This is a genomic window from Bacillus sp. DHT2, assembly GCF_026241455.1.
GTDB classification, from domain to species: domain Bacteria; phylum Bacillota; class Bacilli; order Bacillales; family Bacillaceae_G; genus Bacillus_A; species Bacillus_A pseudomycoides.
Genome location: NZ_JAPHWH010000002.1, coordinates 432003 through 449496, shown reverse-complemented (window position 1 = coordinate 449496; position 17494 = coordinate 432003). Strand labels below are relative to the sequence as shown.

General features: G+C 36.2%; 22 protein-coding genes and 1 riboswitch. Of the genes, 12 read left to right on the top strand and 10 right to left on the bottom strand.

Going from position 1 to position 17494, the window contains the following annotated elements; all coding sequences use genetic code 11:
* Window positions 1–208 precede the first annotated feature (208 nt).
* The gene (locus ORL93_RS07355; RefSeq protein WP_018766114.1) at window positions 209–532 is read left to right on the top strand and encodes a GMC family oxidoreductase N-terminal domain-containing protein; all 324 of its coding nucleotides are present in this window, start codon (window positions 209–211) and stop codon (window positions 530–532) included.
* A 357-nt stretch (window positions 533–889) separates the two neighbouring features.
* Window positions 890–1210, top strand: coding sequence for a hypothetical protein (locus ORL93_RS07350; RefSeq protein WP_018766113.1), 321 nt, complete (start codon window positions 890–892; stop codon window positions 1208–1210).
* A gap of 32 nt (window positions 1211–1242) precedes the next feature.
* Here ORL93_RS07350 and ribH read toward each other — a convergent pair whose 3' ends face one another.
* The 4 genes from ribH to ribD are packed head-to-tail and all read right to left on the bottom strand — an operon-like array spanning window position 1243 to window position 4681.
* Window positions 1243–1704, bottom strand: coding sequence for a 6,7-dimethyl-8-ribityllumazine synthase (gene ribH / locus ORL93_RS07345; protein ID WP_016131961.1), 462 nt, complete (start codon window positions 1702–1704; stop codon window positions 1243–1245).
* 32 nt (window positions 1705–1736) lie between these two features.
* Window positions 1737–2930: a bifunctional 3,4-dihydroxy-2-butanone-4-phosphate synthase/GTP cyclohydrolase II gene (locus ORL93_RS07340; RefSeq protein WP_018780816.1), complete on the bottom strand. Its 1194-nt coding sequence runs from the start codon at window positions 2928–2930 to the stop codon at window positions 1737–1739.
* Window positions 2931–2942: 12 nt separating this feature from the next.
* Entirely contained in the window at window positions 2943–3587 is a 645-nt protein-coding gene (gene ribE, locus ORL93_RS07335; protein WP_018780817.1) for a riboflavin synthase, read from the bottom strand.
* A complete protein-coding gene (ribD, locus tag ORL93_RS07330; protein WP_265958827.1) occupies window positions 3569–4681 on the bottom strand; it encodes a bifunctional diaminohydroxyphosphoribosylaminopyrimidine deaminase/5-amino-6-(5-phosphoribosylamino)uracil reductase RibD in 1113 nt (370 codons plus the stop codon). The genes ribE and ribD overlap by 19 nt, the downstream gene beginning before the upstream one ends.
* A gap of 308 nt (window positions 4682–4989) precedes the next feature.
* Window positions 4990–5133, bottom strand: a riboswitch (FMN riboswitch).
* A 313-nt stretch (window positions 5134–5446) separates the two neighbouring features.
* Between ribD and crcB (ORL93_RS07325) the strand changes: the two genes are divergently transcribed.
* Both crcB (ORL93_RS07325) and crcB (ORL93_RS07320) read left to right on the top strand, forming a co-directional pair.
* Window positions 5447–5851, top strand: a complete 405-nt coding sequence (gene crcB, locus ORL93_RS07325) for a fluoride efflux transporter CrcB (protein ID WP_003208320.1) — start codon at window positions 5447–5449, stop codon at window positions 5849–5851.
* The gene (gene crcB, locus ORL93_RS07320; protein WP_016116195.1) at window positions 5848–6201 is read left to right on the top strand and encodes a fluoride efflux transporter CrcB; all 354 of its coding nucleotides are present in this window, start codon (window positions 5848–5850) and stop codon (window positions 6199–6201) included. Before crcB (ORL93_RS07325) ends, crcB (ORL93_RS07320) begins: the two co-directional genes overlap by 4 nt.
* 38 nt (window positions 6202–6239) lie before the next feature.
* Here crcB (ORL93_RS07320) and ORL93_RS07315 read toward each other — a convergent pair whose 3' ends face one another.
* Window positions 6240–6446: a CDGSH iron-sulfur domain-containing protein gene (locus ORL93_RS07315; RefSeq protein ID WP_003200081.1), complete on the bottom strand. Its 207-nt coding sequence runs from the start codon at window positions 6444–6446 to the stop codon at window positions 6240–6242.
* Window positions 6447–6587: 141 nt separating this feature from the next.
* Between ORL93_RS07315 and ORL93_RS07310 the strand changes: the two genes are divergently transcribed.
* Entirely contained in the window at window positions 6588–6833 is a 246-nt protein-coding gene (locus ORL93_RS07310; protein ID WP_003200083.1) for a DUF2552 family protein, read from the top strand.
* Window positions 6834–6848: 15 nt separating this feature from the next.
* Here ORL93_RS07310 and ORL93_RS07305 read toward each other — a convergent pair whose 3' ends face one another.
* Window positions 6849–7772 carry an alpha/beta hydrolase gene (locus tag ORL93_RS07305; RefSeq protein WP_265958826.1) on the bottom strand — a complete coding sequence of 308 codons (924 nt, stop codon included), beginning with the start codon at window positions 7770–7772 and terminating at the stop codon, window positions 6849–6851.
* Window positions 7773–7855: 83 nt separating this feature from the next.
* Here ORL93_RS07305 and ORL93_RS07300 point away from each other — a divergent pair, with 83 nt between their 5' ends.
* Both ORL93_RS07300 and ORL93_RS07295 read left to right on the top strand, forming a co-directional pair.
* Window positions 7856–8335: a GNAT family N-acetyltransferase gene (locus tag ORL93_RS07300; RefSeq protein ID WP_018766107.1), complete on the top strand. Its 480-nt coding sequence runs from the start codon at window positions 7856–7858 to the stop codon at window positions 8333–8335.
* A 147-nt stretch (window positions 8336–8482) separates the two neighbouring features.
* Window positions 8483–9421 carry a LacI family DNA-binding transcriptional regulator gene (locus ORL93_RS07295; RefSeq protein ID WP_018780821.1) on the top strand — a complete coding sequence of 313 codons (939 nt, stop codon included), beginning with the start codon at window positions 8483–8485 and terminating at the stop codon, window positions 9419–9421.
* A 27-nt stretch (window positions 9422–9448) separates the two neighbouring features.
* Here ORL93_RS07295 and ORL93_RS07290 read toward each other — a convergent pair whose 3' ends face one another.
* Entirely contained in the window at window positions 9449–10768 is a 1320-nt protein-coding gene (locus ORL93_RS07290) for a Na+/H+ antiporter family protein (RefSeq protein ID WP_018780822.1), read from the bottom strand.
* Window positions 10769–10900: 132 nt separating this feature from the next.
* Complete coding sequence (locus tag ORL93_RS07285) at window positions 10901–11899, bottom strand: alpha/beta fold hydrolase (protein ID WP_018780823.1); 999 nt, start codon at window positions 11897–11899, stop codon at window positions 10901–10903.
* 133 nt (window positions 11900–12032) lie between these two features.
* On the opposite strand from ORL93_RS07285, the gene ORL93_RS07280 reads away from it, so the two are divergent.
* Window positions 12033–12509: a ribbon-helix-helix domain-containing protein gene (locus tag ORL93_RS07280; RefSeq protein WP_018780824.1), complete on the top strand. Its 477-nt coding sequence runs from the start codon at window positions 12033–12035 to the stop codon at window positions 12507–12509.
* Window positions 12510–12663: 154 nt separating this feature from the next.
* Here the strand turns inward: ORL93_RS07280 and ORL93_RS07275 are convergent, their stop codons facing one another.
* On the bottom strand, window positions 12664–13107 hold the full coding sequence (locus tag ORL93_RS07275; protein WP_006095889.1) for a ferritin-like domain-containing protein: 444 nt from the start codon (window positions 13105–13107) through the stop codon (window positions 12664–12666).
* A gap of 242 nt (window positions 13108–13349) precedes the next feature.
* The gene (locus tag ORL93_RS07270; protein ID WP_018780825.1) at window positions 13350–14939 is read right to left on the bottom strand and encodes a bifunctional metallophosphatase/5'-nucleotidase; all 1590 of its coding nucleotides are present in this window, start codon (window positions 14937–14939) and stop codon (window positions 13350–13352) included.
* Between the two features lie 231 nt (window positions 14940–15170).
* Here ORL93_RS07270 and ORL93_RS07265 point away from each other — a divergent pair, with 231 nt between their 5' ends.
* The 4 genes from ORL93_RS07265 to ORL93_RS07250 all read left to right on the top strand — a co-directional run bounded on the left by ORL93_RS07265 (window position 15171) and on the right by ORL93_RS07250 (window position 17481).
* Complete coding sequence (locus ORL93_RS07265) at window positions 15171–15434, top strand: YqkE family protein (protein ID WP_003202682.1); 264 nt, start codon at window positions 15171–15173, stop codon at window positions 15432–15434.
* A gap of 68 nt (window positions 15435–15502) precedes the next feature.
* Window positions 15503–15994: a GrpB family protein gene (locus ORL93_RS07260; RefSeq protein WP_373926186.1), complete on the top strand. Its 492-nt coding sequence runs from the start codon at window positions 15503–15505 to the stop codon at window positions 15992–15994.
* The gene (locus tag ORL93_RS07255; protein ID WP_018780826.1) at window positions 15991–16494 is read left to right on the top strand and encodes a DNA topology modulation protein; all 504 of its coding nucleotides are present in this window, start codon (window positions 15991–15993) and stop codon (window positions 16492–16494) included. The genes ORL93_RS07260 and ORL93_RS07255 overlap by 4 nt, the downstream gene beginning before the upstream one ends.
* A 159-nt stretch (window positions 16495–16653) precedes the next feature.
* Entirely contained in the window at window positions 16654–17481 is an 828-nt protein-coding gene (locus ORL93_RS07250; protein ID WP_003208340.1) for an aldo/keto reductase, read from the top strand.
* Window positions 17482–17494 lie beyond the last annotated feature (13 nt).

Genomic DNA, 17494 nt, shown 5'->3' with positions numbered 1-17494 from the left:
TTAGAATAATCGAATAAAGTTTATACAAAACAGCCATTTTTTCATGGAATATTTATGAAAGGATGGCTGTTTTTATGGTTTCCATTACAAAGTAAAATATTTTCTTTTGTGTACAAACACCTTTTTTCACTAACAAATAACACATATGGAAAATGAAGGAGGGGTGATTGAAATAAAAAGGTAAATAAAAAAATATTTCGATTATATTGTGATTGGTGCTGGAACTACCGGAGGGGTAATCGCTAAAGAATTGACAGATGATAAATGTACTTCCGTGCTAGTTCTTGAAGCAGGGACAAATATGACGAATCAATTAAGTAATCCTTCTGTGGTGAATGCACTTACCTTAGCTACTGATAATAAGTTTTCATTTAATATTTTGTCTAAAATAGAGCAAGTAATTGGGCGGCAACTTAGATTGCCAGATGGTAATCCTTCTATGCCTGCACAGATAATCGCTTTAAATGCAGTACGATTTATTCAAGAAGATTTTTGCCCATATAGTATGGATGACAGTGATCTTGAATGTTAGGAAGATTAATAATTAAATGTTAAAAAAGTCGTTTTTTCTTGTGAACGTTTTCTATTACTTCGTCTTAATTAAGCAATAATTGTGAAATATTAACATTAGCTTTCTTAGAAATTTAGCTTATTTCAACACCGTTCAAGTTTTGAACGATGTTACTTAATTAAGAGATGAATAAAAATTGATTGTAGCTTTATGAATGTAGTCTTTCGTGAAATTTTATTGTAAATAAAATGTAATAAAGTACCTCTAGTCCTTCAGATAAGTAGCTTTTTAGTAAAAAATTTAATTGTGTGGGCGAATTTTCCACCCTGTAATTGTACATAGTAAAGGTGTAATTTATTTCGGGTTGGAGGATTTCAAATGCACAAATATATACTAGCTATTATGACCTTTCTTATTTTATTAAAGGCAATAAGCACCGATCCTGTTAAGGCAGCTGAAAATCCGGAACAGAAAGAAATGCAGCAAAGAATCGAACAGCATTTTCGAACAAAAGCTGAGCATTTTGGTATTGAAACTGAAGGGAAGGATCTAAAAGAAGTAAGAAAAGAGCTACATATTGTAGAGGAAGAAAAGAAGCGAGAAAATGTCTGGAAAACAGCTCAAAATCTTCGTATTAAGACAGAAGGAAAAACGATGGCTGAATTGATAAAAGATGTGCGGAAAAAAGTGGGAAAATAAATAGAAGAAAAAAGAGGCGAAAGCCTCTTTTTTTATGCCCATTGTTTTGATAAATGAGCCATTTCAATCGCAGCAACTGCAGATTCATATCCTTTGTTGCCAGCTTTTGTACCAGCACGTTCAATTGCTTGTTCAATTGTTTCAGTCGTTAATACGCCGAAAATAACTGGGATGTCTGTTTGTAATGATAAAGAGGCAACACCTTTTGCAACTTCATTACAAACATAATCATAATGAGTTGTAGCACCGCGAATGACTGTACCTAGTGTAATGACAGCATCGTATTTGCCGCTGTTTGCCATTTTCTTTGCGATTAATGGGATTTCAAATGCGCCTGGAACCCATGCAACATCAATATCATTTTCTTCTACACCATGTCGTTTTAAACCGTCTAGTGCACCGCCTAGTAGTTTGCTCGTAATAAATTCATTGAAACGTCCAACAACAATCCCTACTTTTAATCCTGTACCAACTAAATGACCTTCGAATACCATAAGATATCTCTCCTTTAATTATAATTAATAGATTATAAGTTTAATAGGTGACCTAATTTTTCTACCTTTGTTTGTAAATATGTTTTGTTTTCTTCTTTTGTTGGCATTTGCAATGGTACGCGTTCGACAACTTCTAAATCATAACCTTGCAAACCTGCGATTTTTCTTGGGTTATTCGTTAATAAACGCAATTGCTGTAACCCTAGATCTTTTAAGATTTGGGCACCAATGCCGTAATCGCGAAGATCGGCAGGAAATCCTAGTTTTTCATTTGCCTCAACAGTATCTAATCCTTCTTCTTGTAATTTGTATGCACGGAGCTTATTCAGCAAGCCAATCCCGCGGCCTTCTTGGCGCATATAAAGAAGAATACCTTTTCCTTCGCGTTCAATTTGAGAAAGAGCAGCATGAAGCTGTGGACCACAGTCACAGCGGCATGAACCGAAAACATCGCCAGTTAAACATTCAGAATGCACACGAACGAGAACAGGTTCACCAGTAGAAATGTCTCCTTTTACGAGAGCGATATGTTCTTTCTGATCCAATGAGTTGGAATAACCGATTGCATGAAATGTACCGAAATCTGTCGGTAATGTAATTTCAATCTCCCTTGTCACGAGCGTTTCATGATGGCGGCGATAGGCGATTAAATCTTCAATCGTAATCATTTTTATATTAAATTGTTTTGCAACTTGTACTAAATCAGGAACACGTGCCATCGTGCCGTCTTCATTTATAATTTCACAAATAACTCCGGCTGGTTCTGCGCCACATAATTTTGCTAAATCAACAGCTGCCTCTGTATGCCCAGCGCGGCGCAGGACTCCACCTTCTTTGGCGATTAAAGGAAAGATATGACCCGGACGATTAAAATCTGTTCTTTTTGAATCCGGATTTAATAATTCGCGCACAGTCGTTGCACGTTCGTAAGCACTAATACCTGTTGTTGTAGAAATATGGTCAACGCTTACTGTAAACGCAGTATGATGAGAATCTGTATTATGAGAAACCATAGGCTCTAACTGTAAGCGTTCCGCATATTGTTCTGTAATCGGTACACAGACAAGGCCACGGCCATGTGTAATCATAAAATTAATTGTTTCTGGTGTAATGTTCTCTGCTAAAGCGATGAAATCTCCTTCGTTTTCACGGCTTTCATCATCACATACGATGACGACTTTTCCTTGTTTTAAATCTTCTAGTGCTTCTTCAATACGATGAAACATTGTGCTTCCTCCTTATAGAAATCCGTTTTCTTGTAAAAAGCTTTCTGTAACTGAAGTGCTTCGCTTTGTTGGCTTTGAAATAAAACGTTCGATATATTTTCCAATCATGTCACATTCAATATTCACAATATCTCCCGCCGCTTTTTTACCAATGATAGATTCGCTTACGGTATGTGGAATGAGCGAGATTGTAATGGAAGATTCATCTATATCAAATATTGTTAAACTTGTGCCATCAACAGCAATGGACCCTTTTTGTAAACAATAACGGAGTAAATCATCTGGAATTCCAATTTTGTAATATATAGCATTGTAGTGCTGTTTTTTATTTAAAATGGTTCCAATTCCATCGATATGCCCTGTGACGAAATGTCCACCAAAGCGTCCGTTTGCAGCCATTGCTCGTTCTAAATTTACTTTAGAACTGGTGTCGAGCATACGTAATGATGTCGCTCGCACCGTTTCAGGCATCGCATCAACAGTAAAAGAAGACGCTGTAAAAGAAGTGACGGTTAAACAGATCCCATTTACAGCAATACTGTCTCCTAGTTTTACGTCTGACAAGATTGTGTTTGCTGTAATTGTTAGCTTCATCGCTTCTCCGCTTTGCCTGATATTCGAAACAGTTCCAAGTTCTTCTACAATTCCTGTAAACATGCAGGCACCTCATTTCGCGCACTAGCAACGATTTTTATATCATCACCAATTTGTTTCATCTCTTGAATTTGCAAGGAAATTGCATCTTGCAGTTTTATAAAGCCGGTGCCACCAAACATAGTTGGAGCATCTTTTCCGCCGATTAATTTTGGACTTATATAGGTCACAATTTCATTGAAACACTTTGTTTCTAAAAAGCTCGCGTGTACCGATTGTCCACCTTCAACAAAGAGTGAAAGGATTTGTTTCTCACCGAGAAGGAGGAGAAGGTCGCGTATTTCAATTTGGCTCGTCTTCATTTGAAGTACAGATACCGCCTGAGATTCGTAGCCCGCTATTTTTTCTTTATTTACATCTTTTCCAACAATAATCCATGTTGGTGCCATCTCGTCTGTAATGACATGAGAGGATAGCGGAGTTCGTAAATGTGTATCTAAAATAATACGAATCGGATGCTTGCCGCCGTTTGGAAGGCGTGTTGTTAAAGATGGATTATCAGCTATGACAGTATTCACTCCGATAAGGATGGCATCGTGCGTATGACGATATTGATGGACATCTGTACGAGCAACTTCACCTGTAATCCATTTGCTTTCCCCGGTAGTAGTTGCTATTTTTCCATCTAAACTCATCGCTGTTTTTATTGTTACAAACGGCAGTTTCGTTTTCATATAGTGGAAAAAGTACCGGTTTAATGCGGTGGCCTCTTCTTCGAGAACACCAGTAGTTACGCTAATACCAGCTTTTTGCAAACGTTTTGCGCCGCTACCTGAAACGAGCGGATTGCAATCAAGTGTGGCAATTACAACACGTTTCACCTTTTTTTCAATAAGTAGATCGCAGCACGGTGGAGTTTTTCCAAAGTGACTACACGGCTCTAACGTTACATATACAGTGGAGCCGTGTGCTTTATCACCGGCCATGCGAAGAGCGTGAACTTCAGCGTGTTCTTCGCCTGCACGCAGATGCGCTCCCATTCCAACGATGTTTCCATCTTTTACAACAACAGCACCGACCATTGGATTTGGACTTGTTTGACCTGCAGTACTTTGTGCTAATTGCAAGGCAATCCTCATATATTCTTGGTCTGTCATTCTTTTCACCTCTCCTAAGAAAAATCAAAAAACCCCAAGGATAATAGTATCCTTGGGGTTTGGGAGACGTGATTTCTAGTAATATAGTTCGAATACGAGAGTATAGGAAAGAAGCCTAACGATAATTGATATTTTTGCACGAGAAAAAAGCCTAGCAAACTATCAATTTTTTATACGCTAGTCGTATCTTTTTATTTCAGCATAGAAAAATAGGTATATGAAATAAAACATATACAGTGATTCAAAACGAATCAGTAAAAATGTGTACGCCAAAATAAAAGTGTATTCGCTATATAAGCACTAGAAAACATATCCTTCTCCCATCCAGACTATACTGTCGGCCCTAGAATTTCACTAGATCCACCGTTTCCGAGTTGGAAACGGGTCACGGACTTAGAAGTGTGCACTTCATCACCGCCGGTTGGGAATTTCACCCGACCCCGAAGGATGCTGTTTGCTCACATTATAGCACAAAAAAGAAAAAGGGATAGTAAAAAATATTCGAATGTGAAGAATTGTATGAAAATGAAGGGGGGAATTAATTTTGTTATACTATATAAATACAAATTGAAAACTTGATAGAAAACCTTTTCTTTTTAGGGGAGGAGAGAGAGTCCGAGGCGGTTCACCCCATGCCATGTTAAACAAAAGGAGAAAATAAATGGAGGTCTGCTTTTGTTTTCATAGCCGCGACTTAAATGTTGGAGAATCAAAATGTATATATAGTATGGGAAAGATTTCAGTATATGTAAACGAGGTGGAAATATGAAATATATTGCAGTAGGAATCGGTGGTATTGTTGGAGCTTTAGCACGATACGAATTAGGACAATGGGCTGGTATTCATTCAGTCGATTCTTTTCCGCTGGCAACATGGTCAGCGAATATGATTGGTAGTTTTTTATTGGCATTTTTAACGATGTATTTGTTTCGTATGAAACATGTTTCACAAGTGATAATGAGTAGCATTGGAACAGGAATGATTGGTTCTTTTACCACTTTTTCAACATTTAACGTAGAGACATTGAAATTCATGCAGCATGAAGCGTTTCTTATGGCATTTTATTATGTAAGTACAAGTGTAGTTGGAGGATTGCTCTTTTCTTTATTTGGATTTTATCTTGGAAATGCATTATATGAAAAAAGCATGAAGAAAGAAGGAGCACTATGAATATATTGCTTGTAGGAATCGGTGGTTTTTTTGGAGCAATTGCTAGATTTTCTATTAGTAATGCAATGAAAGAAAAGTACGGAAGCTTGTTTCCATATGGAACACTATTTGTAAATATATTAGGCTCATTTTTACTAGGTCTATTGTATGGAGCTGAGGTGAGTAGTACATGGCTATTATTATGCGGAACAGGATTTATGGGAGCATTTACTACGTTTTCAACATTTAAGCTTGAAATTGTTCAATTGATACATAAGCGAGAAGGACAAAAGGCTGTATTGTATTTAATAATGAGTTATATGCTAGGCATTTTTTCAGCATTTTTAGGTTTTTATATAGGGCATATATAAGAAGCGCGCGCAAGTCATTGCGCGTGCTTCTTATATCATTATTCTCCCTTTGGTGCTCGAACAACAGATTCAAATATGCCTTTATGCGAAGCGTCGCAATAAGGCATATTTTTTGATAAGCCACAGCGACATAAAGAAAATGCAGGTTTTGCCGGGAAAGCATTCCCTTGTGAGTCGATTAATTCCACATCCCCTGTAATGCGAAATGAACCATTATCATTTACTTTAATTTGAACTTTTGCCAACGTTATTCCCCTCCTCTCAAACGCTTATGTTCATCATATAATTGTAGGAAGCACTTGACAATAAGAAAACAGTTCTTTGTGTGTAGGGGCAGAGAATGTTATAATAACGTTTATAACTGAAATACAGTAAGGTGACGAAACATGAATAAACAATTACGTACATTACAAAATATTGCAAATGAGCGCACTTGGGCATCGTTTTTAAATGATAATCATCCATATAGCTTACTTCATTGGTCGATTGCAGGTGTGGGACAAGAAGCAAAAGATGTGTGGCTTTTGCAAGATGAGGTAACATTTCAAACGACAGAATTTCAAACGCTTGATGAAGCGGTAAAATGGATTTCTGAAAATATGGAACAAGTTACAGATGTTTTAGCGCAGTAATATGAAAAAACAGGCTTATGCAAGCCTGTTTTTTGTTTCTTTTACATATGTTTCTATGAATTGATCAACGGCATCCTCATACTCTTGTTTATTTTCGTTATAAGAGCAAGCGTGTGCACCGTGTTCTGCAATAAAGAGCTGTTTATTATTTTCTTTTGCTTCATAAAGGGCTTTTGTCATATCACATAAAATATAGTCATCGTCTTTACTATGAATAAAAAGGACTGGATTATTTATGTTTTTTACACAATCGATAGGAGAAACTTCACGTATTGTATAACCGTCTCGTACTTTTAAAACGGCATTTGCCAATGGTAGTAGTGGCCATTTTGGTAAATGAAACTCGACTTTTAAGCGATGGTGTAATTGTTCGTAGAAGTCAGAAAATGGACAATCTGCAATGTAAAAATCAGCACCGTCTTCCACCATACCTGCGTATTGTAGCAATGTCGCTGCTCCCATTGATTCTCCATGAACACCAAGTATAATATTTGTACCAAAACGGTCTTTGAGCCAGTCAACTACCGTCTTTAAATCATATTTTTCGTAATAGCCATAACTTGTCGTTTTACCACCTGTTTTACCATGGCGACGATGATCATAAATAAATACATTGTAGCCTCTGTTTAAAAATAAATTTGCATATTTGACAGAGTTTATTTTATTTACGGTTACACCGTGGCAAAAAATCATAAATTTATTAGAATTGCCTGCAGAAATGTAGTAGCCGTGAAGGTCGTATTTAAATTGAGACGGGATACGAACCTCTTCTTTTGGAATGGCGTTAAAATCCTCTAAGCGAAAGTGTTTTTTTGTTTCACGTTCTAAAATTTCTTCCTCTGTTTTTTTCTTTAAATACATTACTTTATTGGTAAAGAAAATACCGATACCAATTAATGCTCCTATTATGGTTAGCAATGCTGTAAAAAAACGTTTCATATCTTCCCTCATCCTCCAAATATCTCTGCATATGATACACTTATATTGTATCATAATGATGTAAAAGGGGGAGAGAGTGGGACATGATTCGAATACAAAAAATCACAGTGGAAATGAGAAAAACAATTGAACTTTTTATGCATGAAAATTGGGGAAGCACGTTGATGGTTTCACGTGAAAGAGCACATCAGTTAGATCAATTGCCTGGTTTTATTGCAACTGAAGATAACAGAATAATAGGAATTATTACATATGAAATAAAAGAAAATGATTGTGAGATTGTTTCTTTAGATAGCTTTAAGGAGAACAAGGGAATTGGAACTAAGCTTGTAGAGTACGTAATTGATATTGCAAAAAAACAATGTTGTAAAAAGGTGTGGCTTATTACAACAAATGATAATACAAACGCACTTCGTTTTTATCAGAAACGTGGTTTTATGATGACGAATTTATATATTGATGCGGTCAAGGAAGCAAGGAAGATAAAGCGAGAAATTCCGCTTATTGGCTATGATAACATCGCGATTTTACATGAAATTCAACTAGAAAAGATGAATTTATAAAATCCATCTTTATATATGTTGAAGATGGAAAATGTAAGAAGTATTTTATGTAACAATTTTCAGAAATATAAAATAATAACCTTGACGAATACCCTACTTTGTTTTAGGTTTAAATTGTAAGCTATTACCATATTAAGGGGTGACGATGTGGCAACCATACGTGATGTTGCAAAATTGGCCGGTGTTTCAGTCGCAACCGTTTCACGAGTCATTAATGAAAAAGGGTATGTTCATGAGGATACAGTAAAACAAGTAAAACAAGCAATTGAAGAACTACAGTATAAACCAAATGCTGTAGCGAAGGCGTTATTTAAAAAATCTTCGACAATGATTGCTATATTAGTATCAAATTTAGAAGATCCATCCTATATAACATTACTTCGTTCAGTAGAAGAAGCTGCATATAAAGAAGGATATCAAATTGTTATTTGTAATACAGAAAATAAAACAGGATATATAGATATATTAATGCAAAATAATATTGCTGGCGTTATTATGACGAAAGATGTATTTGAGCATGTGAAGCAACTTTCCCTTCCATTTGTTGTACTTGAGGGCGGAACAGAGGCAGCATCTATTTCTACATATTATGAAAGTGGTAGAAAGGCCGTTACTGTATTGAAAGAAAAAGGTTGTCATTTTCTTGCTTATATTGGGGATAAGATAGAAGACGAAGCAATGGAAGAGCACACTGCTGGTTTTTTAGATGCTGTTTGGGATGAAGGAATTGCTTATCGAGAAGAAAAAATAAAGGGACAAGATGAGGAAAGTCAAATTGCTGAATTATTACGGAAGCATCCTTATATAGATGGTATAGTAGCTGCTAGCGATGCGATTGCAATTGCTACAATTCGCGCGGCGAATGCTCTTGATCTCCATATACCGAATCATTTGCAAGTCATTGGTTTTAAGGGAAGTTTACAAGGTGAATGGGTTACGCCGCCTTTGACAACAATTGGAAGTTGTTTTGAAAGGCAAGGAGTATTAGCTGTACAAAGATTGGTAGGGAAAATGAAAAAGGAACAAGTAAAACTTGAGGAAGTGAAGCAAGAGTTTATATTAATCGAACGAGAATCTACAAAGTAAAAGGTGCGTCTAGTAAACGCACCTTTTTTATAATGTTATAGCAGCAATAAAGCCGAATATAAGTAACGGAATATTGTAGTGAAGAAAAGTTGGGACACACGTATCCCATATATGATGATGCCTGCCATCAGCATTTAAACCTGAGGTAGGTCCTAGTGTACTATCAGATGCTGGAGAACCAGCATCACCTAATGCACCAGCTGTACCGATAATCGCGATGGTTGCCATCGGGCTAAACCCAAGTTGGATACATAGCGGGACGAAGATGGTTGTTAAAATCGGAATGGTAGAAAAGGAAGAACCGATTCCCATCGTAACGAGCAGACCGATAACAAGCATAAGAAAGGCAGCGAGCGGTTTGCTGTTTCCAATTAAATTGACGCTTGTCTGAACAAGTGATTCAACATGCCCTGTTTTCCGAAGAACTGCTCCGAATCCAGCGGCAGAAATCATGACGAAACCGATAAATGACATCATTCGCATACCACTTGTTAAAATAGCATCAGCTTCTTTTAAAGGAAGGCTACCACTAACGGATAATACAATGATTCCAGCTAGTGCGCCAAAAATCATGGATTCTGTTGCTAGCTGCACACTTAGTGTTGCGATAATAGACAATAACCCAAAGGAAATGCTTCTTTTTGTATAAGGAGCGGCTTCATCAGATGTGGCATGAATAGGTTCGGTGTGATAAGTACGTGGTTTACGATATGTAATGAAAACAGCGATACATAGACCGATAATCATTCCTATTGCTGGAATTGTCATTGCTTTTGGGATAAGCGCTACATCAAATGTAAGTCCGCTTTGCTGTGCATTTGTTTGTAGTACATCGTGATAAATTTTTCCAAATCCAGCTGGAATCCACATGTAAGGAGTGATTAATCCGAATGTAATAATACATGTAACAAGCCGGCGGTCCACTTTCAGTTCATTTAGTACTTTTAAAAGCGCTGGAATTAGAATAGGGATAAAAGCAATATGAACCGGAATAACATTTTGTGAAAAACAAGCCATTGCCAAAATAATAAATAAAATGAGTATTTTTGAATATGTTTGCTTTTGTGTGTCTTTTTCATTACCAACTAAGTTCAGTGCAGTATGAATCATAGCATCGGGCAGACCTGTTTTGGAAAGAGAAATAGCAAATCCTCCGAGCATGGCGTAACTTAAAGCGATTGGAGCACTGTTTCCAAGACCCGTAGTAAAAGTATTGATTGTTTCTGAAATTCCAAGTCCACCAATTAGTCCACCTGTTAAGGCACCGACGATAATAGCGACAATGACTTGGACACGTAATAAACTAAGCAGTAGCATCACTGCTACTGCGATGAGTACAGCGTTCATAATAAATGTAATCTCCCTGATCTTTTTCTGTTTGTGCAGCTTATTCTGGATAGAAATGCTTACTAACTTGAGTAAAGTTGCGACATGTAATTATAAAATGTTTTCTGTGAAATGTAAAAGGTATAACGATTACTAGTGTGGAAAAGATAGCTCTTGTTTAATAGAGCATAAAGACTTTGCAAACAGTTTAGGTTCTTCTAAATTTGGTGAATGAGCAGAGTTTGGGAACCAAATCATTTTTTTGATGGGTGCTTGAATTGTATCGCAATATTGTTGAACGAGTGCATAAGGTGTTTGATAGTCGAAACGACCAGAACAAAAATAAACAGGTACGGAAAGTTTTGAGATTGAAGAAAAGAAATCTACTGTCAGCATTTCTTCCCATAATGCCCCGGATTTCATATTTCCTGCGAGAAATCTCACCCAATCTAGCGATGTATATTCTGAAGAAAATAGTCCTTTACGAATGAAAGAAAACGAAGTCCCGTTTTGAACTGCTCCTCCAAATGTACCGAGCCACTTCCTTTGAATGATAAGACGCCGCATATCTAGAAAAGGAGGTTTTCCTAGTTTTGTTAGAGAGGTCAATGCCCGCTCGTGTCCATGTTTTTTTGCAGAATGAATTAAATGCTGATAGAGCAATTCTTCGTTTTGCTTCATATGTACAATCTGACCGATGCCAATGTAGGCTTCGATGTATTCTGGATATTGATTTGCGATTTGTAGACCGATAATACTTCCCCAAGAATGTCCAGCGAGAAATAGTTTTTGTTTTTTGAAGCGAGAAAGAAGGTATTTTATTACTTCAAGTGCATCTAAAACAAATTGTTCAATTGTGAAAGGTGCTTTTATATCCCGCCAAGAAAAGGATTTTCCAGCTCCGCGTTGATCCCAATTGACAACAATAAAGTGCTTTTCTAAGTCTTCTTGAAAATGGCGAATGAACCCAATTTGCGCCATACCAGGACCGCCATGACAGCATAATAAAATAGGCTGATTTACGTCTTGACCGCGAATGAGTAGAGATTGCTGATGATTGTTAATCGTCACGCTTTCTATCGTAGCGACGCTATTTGGAGTTGGATTCTTAAATTCGTTGTAAAACTGTGGAGTGTGGCTACGAAACAGCATATAAAAAACCTCCTTTTCTCTAATGGTATGTATCGCAAGGGTGTACGATTTTGCATATACTATTAAGAAATTATTGTATCATAACATGCCGACTGTATTTCAACTATGAGAGCTCAGGGAGAGGGGGAAGGAAGTGACGGTTGGAGAAATTATAGATTGCTTAAACAAACGTGAACCACTTGCTATTATTGCGAAACGCCTCGACATGAGCCCATATGCATTGTCGAAAAAGTTAAGAGTGCTTGGATATGAATATGATGGTGAACAGAAGAAACGAATATTCATTGGAGAGGGAGAAGAGCCCCGCCATTTATATCTTCAAGAAGCTACTGCGCTTCAATATGTAAAAACAGATTATCAGGTTTTGATTTATGAACAATTGCAAAAAATTTATGAATTACTGCGAAAACGAGAGGAACTTATTATCCCCAAAAGAGTCAAAAGTAATGAGAAGAAAAAACGTACTTTTTCTATATGTACGGAAATTTTAGAGAAACTAGACGTTGTATCGGATGCAACAGGTATTCATAAATCTAGAATTGTAGAAGAAGCGTTGATAGAATTTTTGCGGAAATATGAAGAAGCTGATGAAATGTATCAGGATAAATGAAAGAAAGGATACTATGTTCAATGTAAGAGCATGTATCCTCTGTATTTTTATCTAGCTATTTGTGGATAGTTAGAGTTTTTAGTGAAAGTAAAGGAGTTAGGTGGGGATGAGAAAATCTTCATGGAATAGGCATTTGCCTTGTATAAAACAATTATTATTTTTTAGCTTTTAAAAAATAATATAGGAACCAAACGGCGTGATTTTGTTCATCTGCTGCTGTTCTACGAAATGTCTCTTTAATATATTGATCTGTAGTATCATCTGCAATTTTCAAGTAAAAATCGACTGTTCGTTGCTCATCTTGTAGCGCGTATTCTAATCCATTCACATAAGAATCTGGACATTGTTCAATAATTTTTGGCTGAGGTTGTTTACCGGTTAAATGAATATAAATTTGTACAAATTGCTGGAAATGTTTTATTTCGTCTTGTCGGATTTCGAGTATTTGATTGCGTTCATTATCTTGTGGAGCTAAATTAGCTAATTTAGCATAGCAATTTATTGCACTATACTCTCCGTTAATTGCATTTTCAATGTCATGAATTAGCTTGTCGTTTTGTCTGTATATCAAATTGCAATCATTTGAATAAGAATACATATGTTCACCTCCCAGTGTCTGCTCATATATCCTACGAGAAATCAATATACTGAGTGCATATCCTTTAAAAGGTTATTTAGGGGAAAGTGAATTTTTATTGCATGTCCTTTCTCCATAGAGACCAATAAAAAGCCCTGTATTCTAATGGAATACAGGGTTCTTATCATAAAGATTAATTTTTGGAAAATCATAATTTAATAATATAGTTTCTCTCTTTTTTATAAATTTATTTAAAAGAAAAGTTAATTAACTTTTTGAATTCTCCCATCAATAATAGGTTGAATCGGTTCTTTTACTTGTTTTACATAATCCACTAACGCTTCGAAATCAGTTGGTCCTGTTTCGGCATCTTTTCCATTTTTAAAGGATACAAATCCATCACCGCCTGAAGCTAGAAAAGCATTTGCAACGACGCTGTAAGTTTTAGAGGCAACTAACTCTTCTCCGTTTGTTAAGTGGATATTTGTAACTTTTTCACCATTTGGTTTATTCGCATCCCAAGTGTACTGAATACCTGAAATTTGAAGCATTCTTGTTATGTCTTTTTGCCATTGTTGATTTAAAATATCTCGAATGTCTTGACCAGTTAAATTAACTTTTATCAATTGATTCCCAAATGGTTGAATGCCATATAATTCTCCCCAGGTAATATCGCCAGCATCTAGATCATTGCGAATACCACCAGGATTCATGAGGGCAATTTGAGTATTCATGGTCGAGCGCTGAACATCAGCAATTAAATTTCCAAGAGTAGATTCACCCGCGGCATTTTGTTTACGATCCATTGGAGCGGTAGATTTTCCAACAACCTGATTTACAAGAGGAGCAATTTTTTCTTTATACTGATCCATTTTCTTTTTCACTTGTTGGTCAGGTTTTATTCCTTCATGGTAGGTTGTAACAACTTCTGCTTTTTTCTCAATGATATCTTTTGTTTTACGATCAATTTTTACATCGACATCAGCGAAAGCCATTCCATAAGAATTTGCTTGTACGACAAGTTTGTTATTAACGGTTCCATTTACATAAGTGTGACTATGACCGCCGAAAATGACATCGACTTCTGGATCAGTCTCATTTGCTAAGCGAACGATATCGCCATTTGTTACGCCGTTATCATCCGTTGTACCTCCATTATGTGCAAGAACAACGATCGATTTAACACCTAGTTTTTTCAGTTGTTTTACGGATGTGTTAATTGCTTCAACTTCATCTGTAATTTGTACATTTTTTAGCATAGTAGGCATAACAACGTTAGGAACATCCGTTGTTACAACCCCGATAAAGCCGACAGGAACTCCTTGTACCATTTTTACAGTAAATGGTGGTAGAAATAAGCGTCCAGTTGATTTATTGTAGAAATTTGCAGCAACATAAGGGAAGTTTGCTCCTTTAAAATTCCCTGTTTTTTCGTGATACCCACCGTAAATAAGGCGATTCATTTCGTTAATACCTTCGTCAAATTCATGATTTCCAATAGTTCCAACATCAAAACCTAGATCATTTAAAAATTCGATTGTAGGTTCATCTTGCAATAATGCAGAAACTGGAGGACTTGCTCCGACAATATCGCCAGCATGAACCATAAGTGTATTTGGGTTTTGTTTTTCACGATCACGTAAATAAGCAGCTAAGTACTCAGCTCCCCCTGCTTCTTTGTTGTTAATTTTCTTTACAGTGTCTAGTTGACCGTGAAGGTCGTTAATACCAAGCATTTGTACGTCTATGTAGCGATTTTGTTCTGCTGGTACTTGAGATGGAGGTGCAGCAAATACACTTGAAAAAGTAATTGTACTTAATACTAAAGCTGCAGGAATGACTTTTTTCCACATGAGTTTTCTCTCCCTTTTTTATAATCTGACATCATACGACATAATTTTAATAGATTAAGAGAGTTATTGCTATAAAAATTCTTTTTATTATAAAAATTAATGAAATTTTATTTTTCTCTTTACATCTTTACAAAATAAAAATAATAGGGAAATCGAAAGTGAATGGTCTTTTTTATTGTCGAGAGTAAGGTATTTCCCCTATAATGGAGAAAAAAGTAAAAGGTGAGCAGTATGAAGAAAAAGAAACAGAGACAAATGCAAAGACAAACGCAAATGAATCAGCCAGAGAAAGATTCCATTACAATTGGTGATCAATTGAATAAATCGTTAATGAATCAATTGAAAAGTAAGAAGAAAGAATTACAAGTAAGAGTGGAGCAAAAAGAAATAGAAGAACAAGAAAGAAAGCGTAAAGAGCAAAAGGAACGTGAAAAGAATAAATCGTTTGAAGAATTATTAAGTGAAAGTAATCTCACTTGGAAAGACTTTAAATAATGTAAAAAATCATCAGTACAATTGTCCTGATGATTTTTTAGCGATTTGATAAGAAAAGGGGAATTGGGATGAGAAAGATTGTAGTCGTTCCTTATGAAAACCATTGGGGTGAGAAATTTCAAATAGAATCACAGAGGTTAAAAGCAGCGATGCCAGAACATGTGAAAGTACATCACATTGGTAGCACATCAGTACCGGGACTCGCAGCAAAGCCAATTGTTGATATGATTATGGAAGTAGAGAACATTGAGAGCGTAGATCATTGGAATGAATGTTTTCAACAACTTGGCTACATTGTAAAAGGTGAGAATGGTATCCCGGGTCGCCGCTTTTTTATTCATGGAACAGAAGAAAAACGATCGTATCATTTACATGTTTTCGGAACAGGAAATCCGGAAATTACACGTCATTTAGCATTTCGCGATTATATGATGGAGATCAATATACAGAAGGAAAGAATGACTTCGTGCGTAACATTGATGAGAAAGCACTTGAGTGGAGAAAAAATAACGGAAGCGAGTAAGCTTGCGTTATTTTTTGCAAGGGGAGAGAAGAGATGAGAAAGATTATGATTATTGGTTCTGGGGGAGCTGGAAAATCAACTTTTTCACGGCGATTAGGGGAGATACTACAACTTCCAGTATTTCATCTTGATGCACTCTATTGGAAAAAAGATTGGGTGCTAGCAAGTCGCGAAGAACAAATACAGGTACAAAAAGAATTAGTAACGCAGGAAGCTTGGATTATCGATGGAAACTATGGATTTACAATGAATATACGATTAGAGGCAGCGGATACCATTATCTTTATTGATTTGCCAAGAATACAATGTTTATATCGCGTAATAAAAAGAAGGATACAATATCATAATAAAACGCGTCCTGATATGGGAGAAGGGTGTGAAGAACAATTAGATTTTGAGTTCTTGAAGTGGGTATGGACGTATCCAAAAGTGAAACGACCTGCTATTTTTGGGAAAATACAAGCTGTATCTGCTGAGAAAAATATTGTTATTTTCAAATCTTCAGCTGAAATAGAGGAGTTTTTACAAAAGCTATAAGATGAAACAGTCTTATCTTATTTAATAAAATTATTATGTTAACTGTATATATTTTTTGACTTTTTTCAAGAATCTTGTTCAAATAAAGTGACGGTTATAAAATTTAGCGGCACCCTGTCTATAGAATTCGCAGGAGAGAAGAAGGAGGAACGGCCTATCATGTATATTCCAACAACTACACTTCATAATGGCGTGAAAATGCCGATGCTTGGTTTAGGTGTATATAAAGCAAAAGAGGGAGAAGAAGTAAAGCAAGCGGTAAAAACAGCTTTAGAAGTTGGATATCGCTCTATTGATACAGCGACTGTATATGAAAATGAAAGCGGTGTCGGAGAAGCAATTCGTGAATCAGGAATCGCACGTGAAGAATTGTTTATTACGACAAAAGTATGGAATGACGATCAAGGCTATGAAGCAACACTTCAAGCATTTGACAAAAGTTTGAAGGAATTACAAATGGATTATGTAGATTTATATTTGATTCACTGGCCAATAAGGGGGAAATACATAGATACATATCGTGCCCTTGAGAAATTATATGAAGAAGGAAAAGTACGTGCAATTGGTGTTTCAAATTTTCATCAGCACCATTTAGAACAGTTGTTGCCAAATTGTAATGTGAAGCCGATGGTGAACCAAGTAGAGCTTCATCCGATGCTTGCACAGTTTGAATTACGTGATTTTTGTCAAAATGAACAAATTCAAATGGAAGCATGGAGCCCGTTAATGAGAGGCGGCGAAGTATTTCAGCATCCGATTATTCAAGAAATTGCTAAAAAGTATGAAAAAACGCCTGCTCAAATTATTTTACGCTGGGATATTCAAAGTGGCATTGTAACAATCCCTAAATCTGTTACACCATCGCGTATTCAAGAGAACTTTACTATTTTTGATTTTTCATTAACAGAAGAAGAAATCAAACAAATTGATACGCTTGATCGCAATTTACATGTTGGAACAAATCCTGATAAATACGATACGATGTAAAAAAACGCTACCG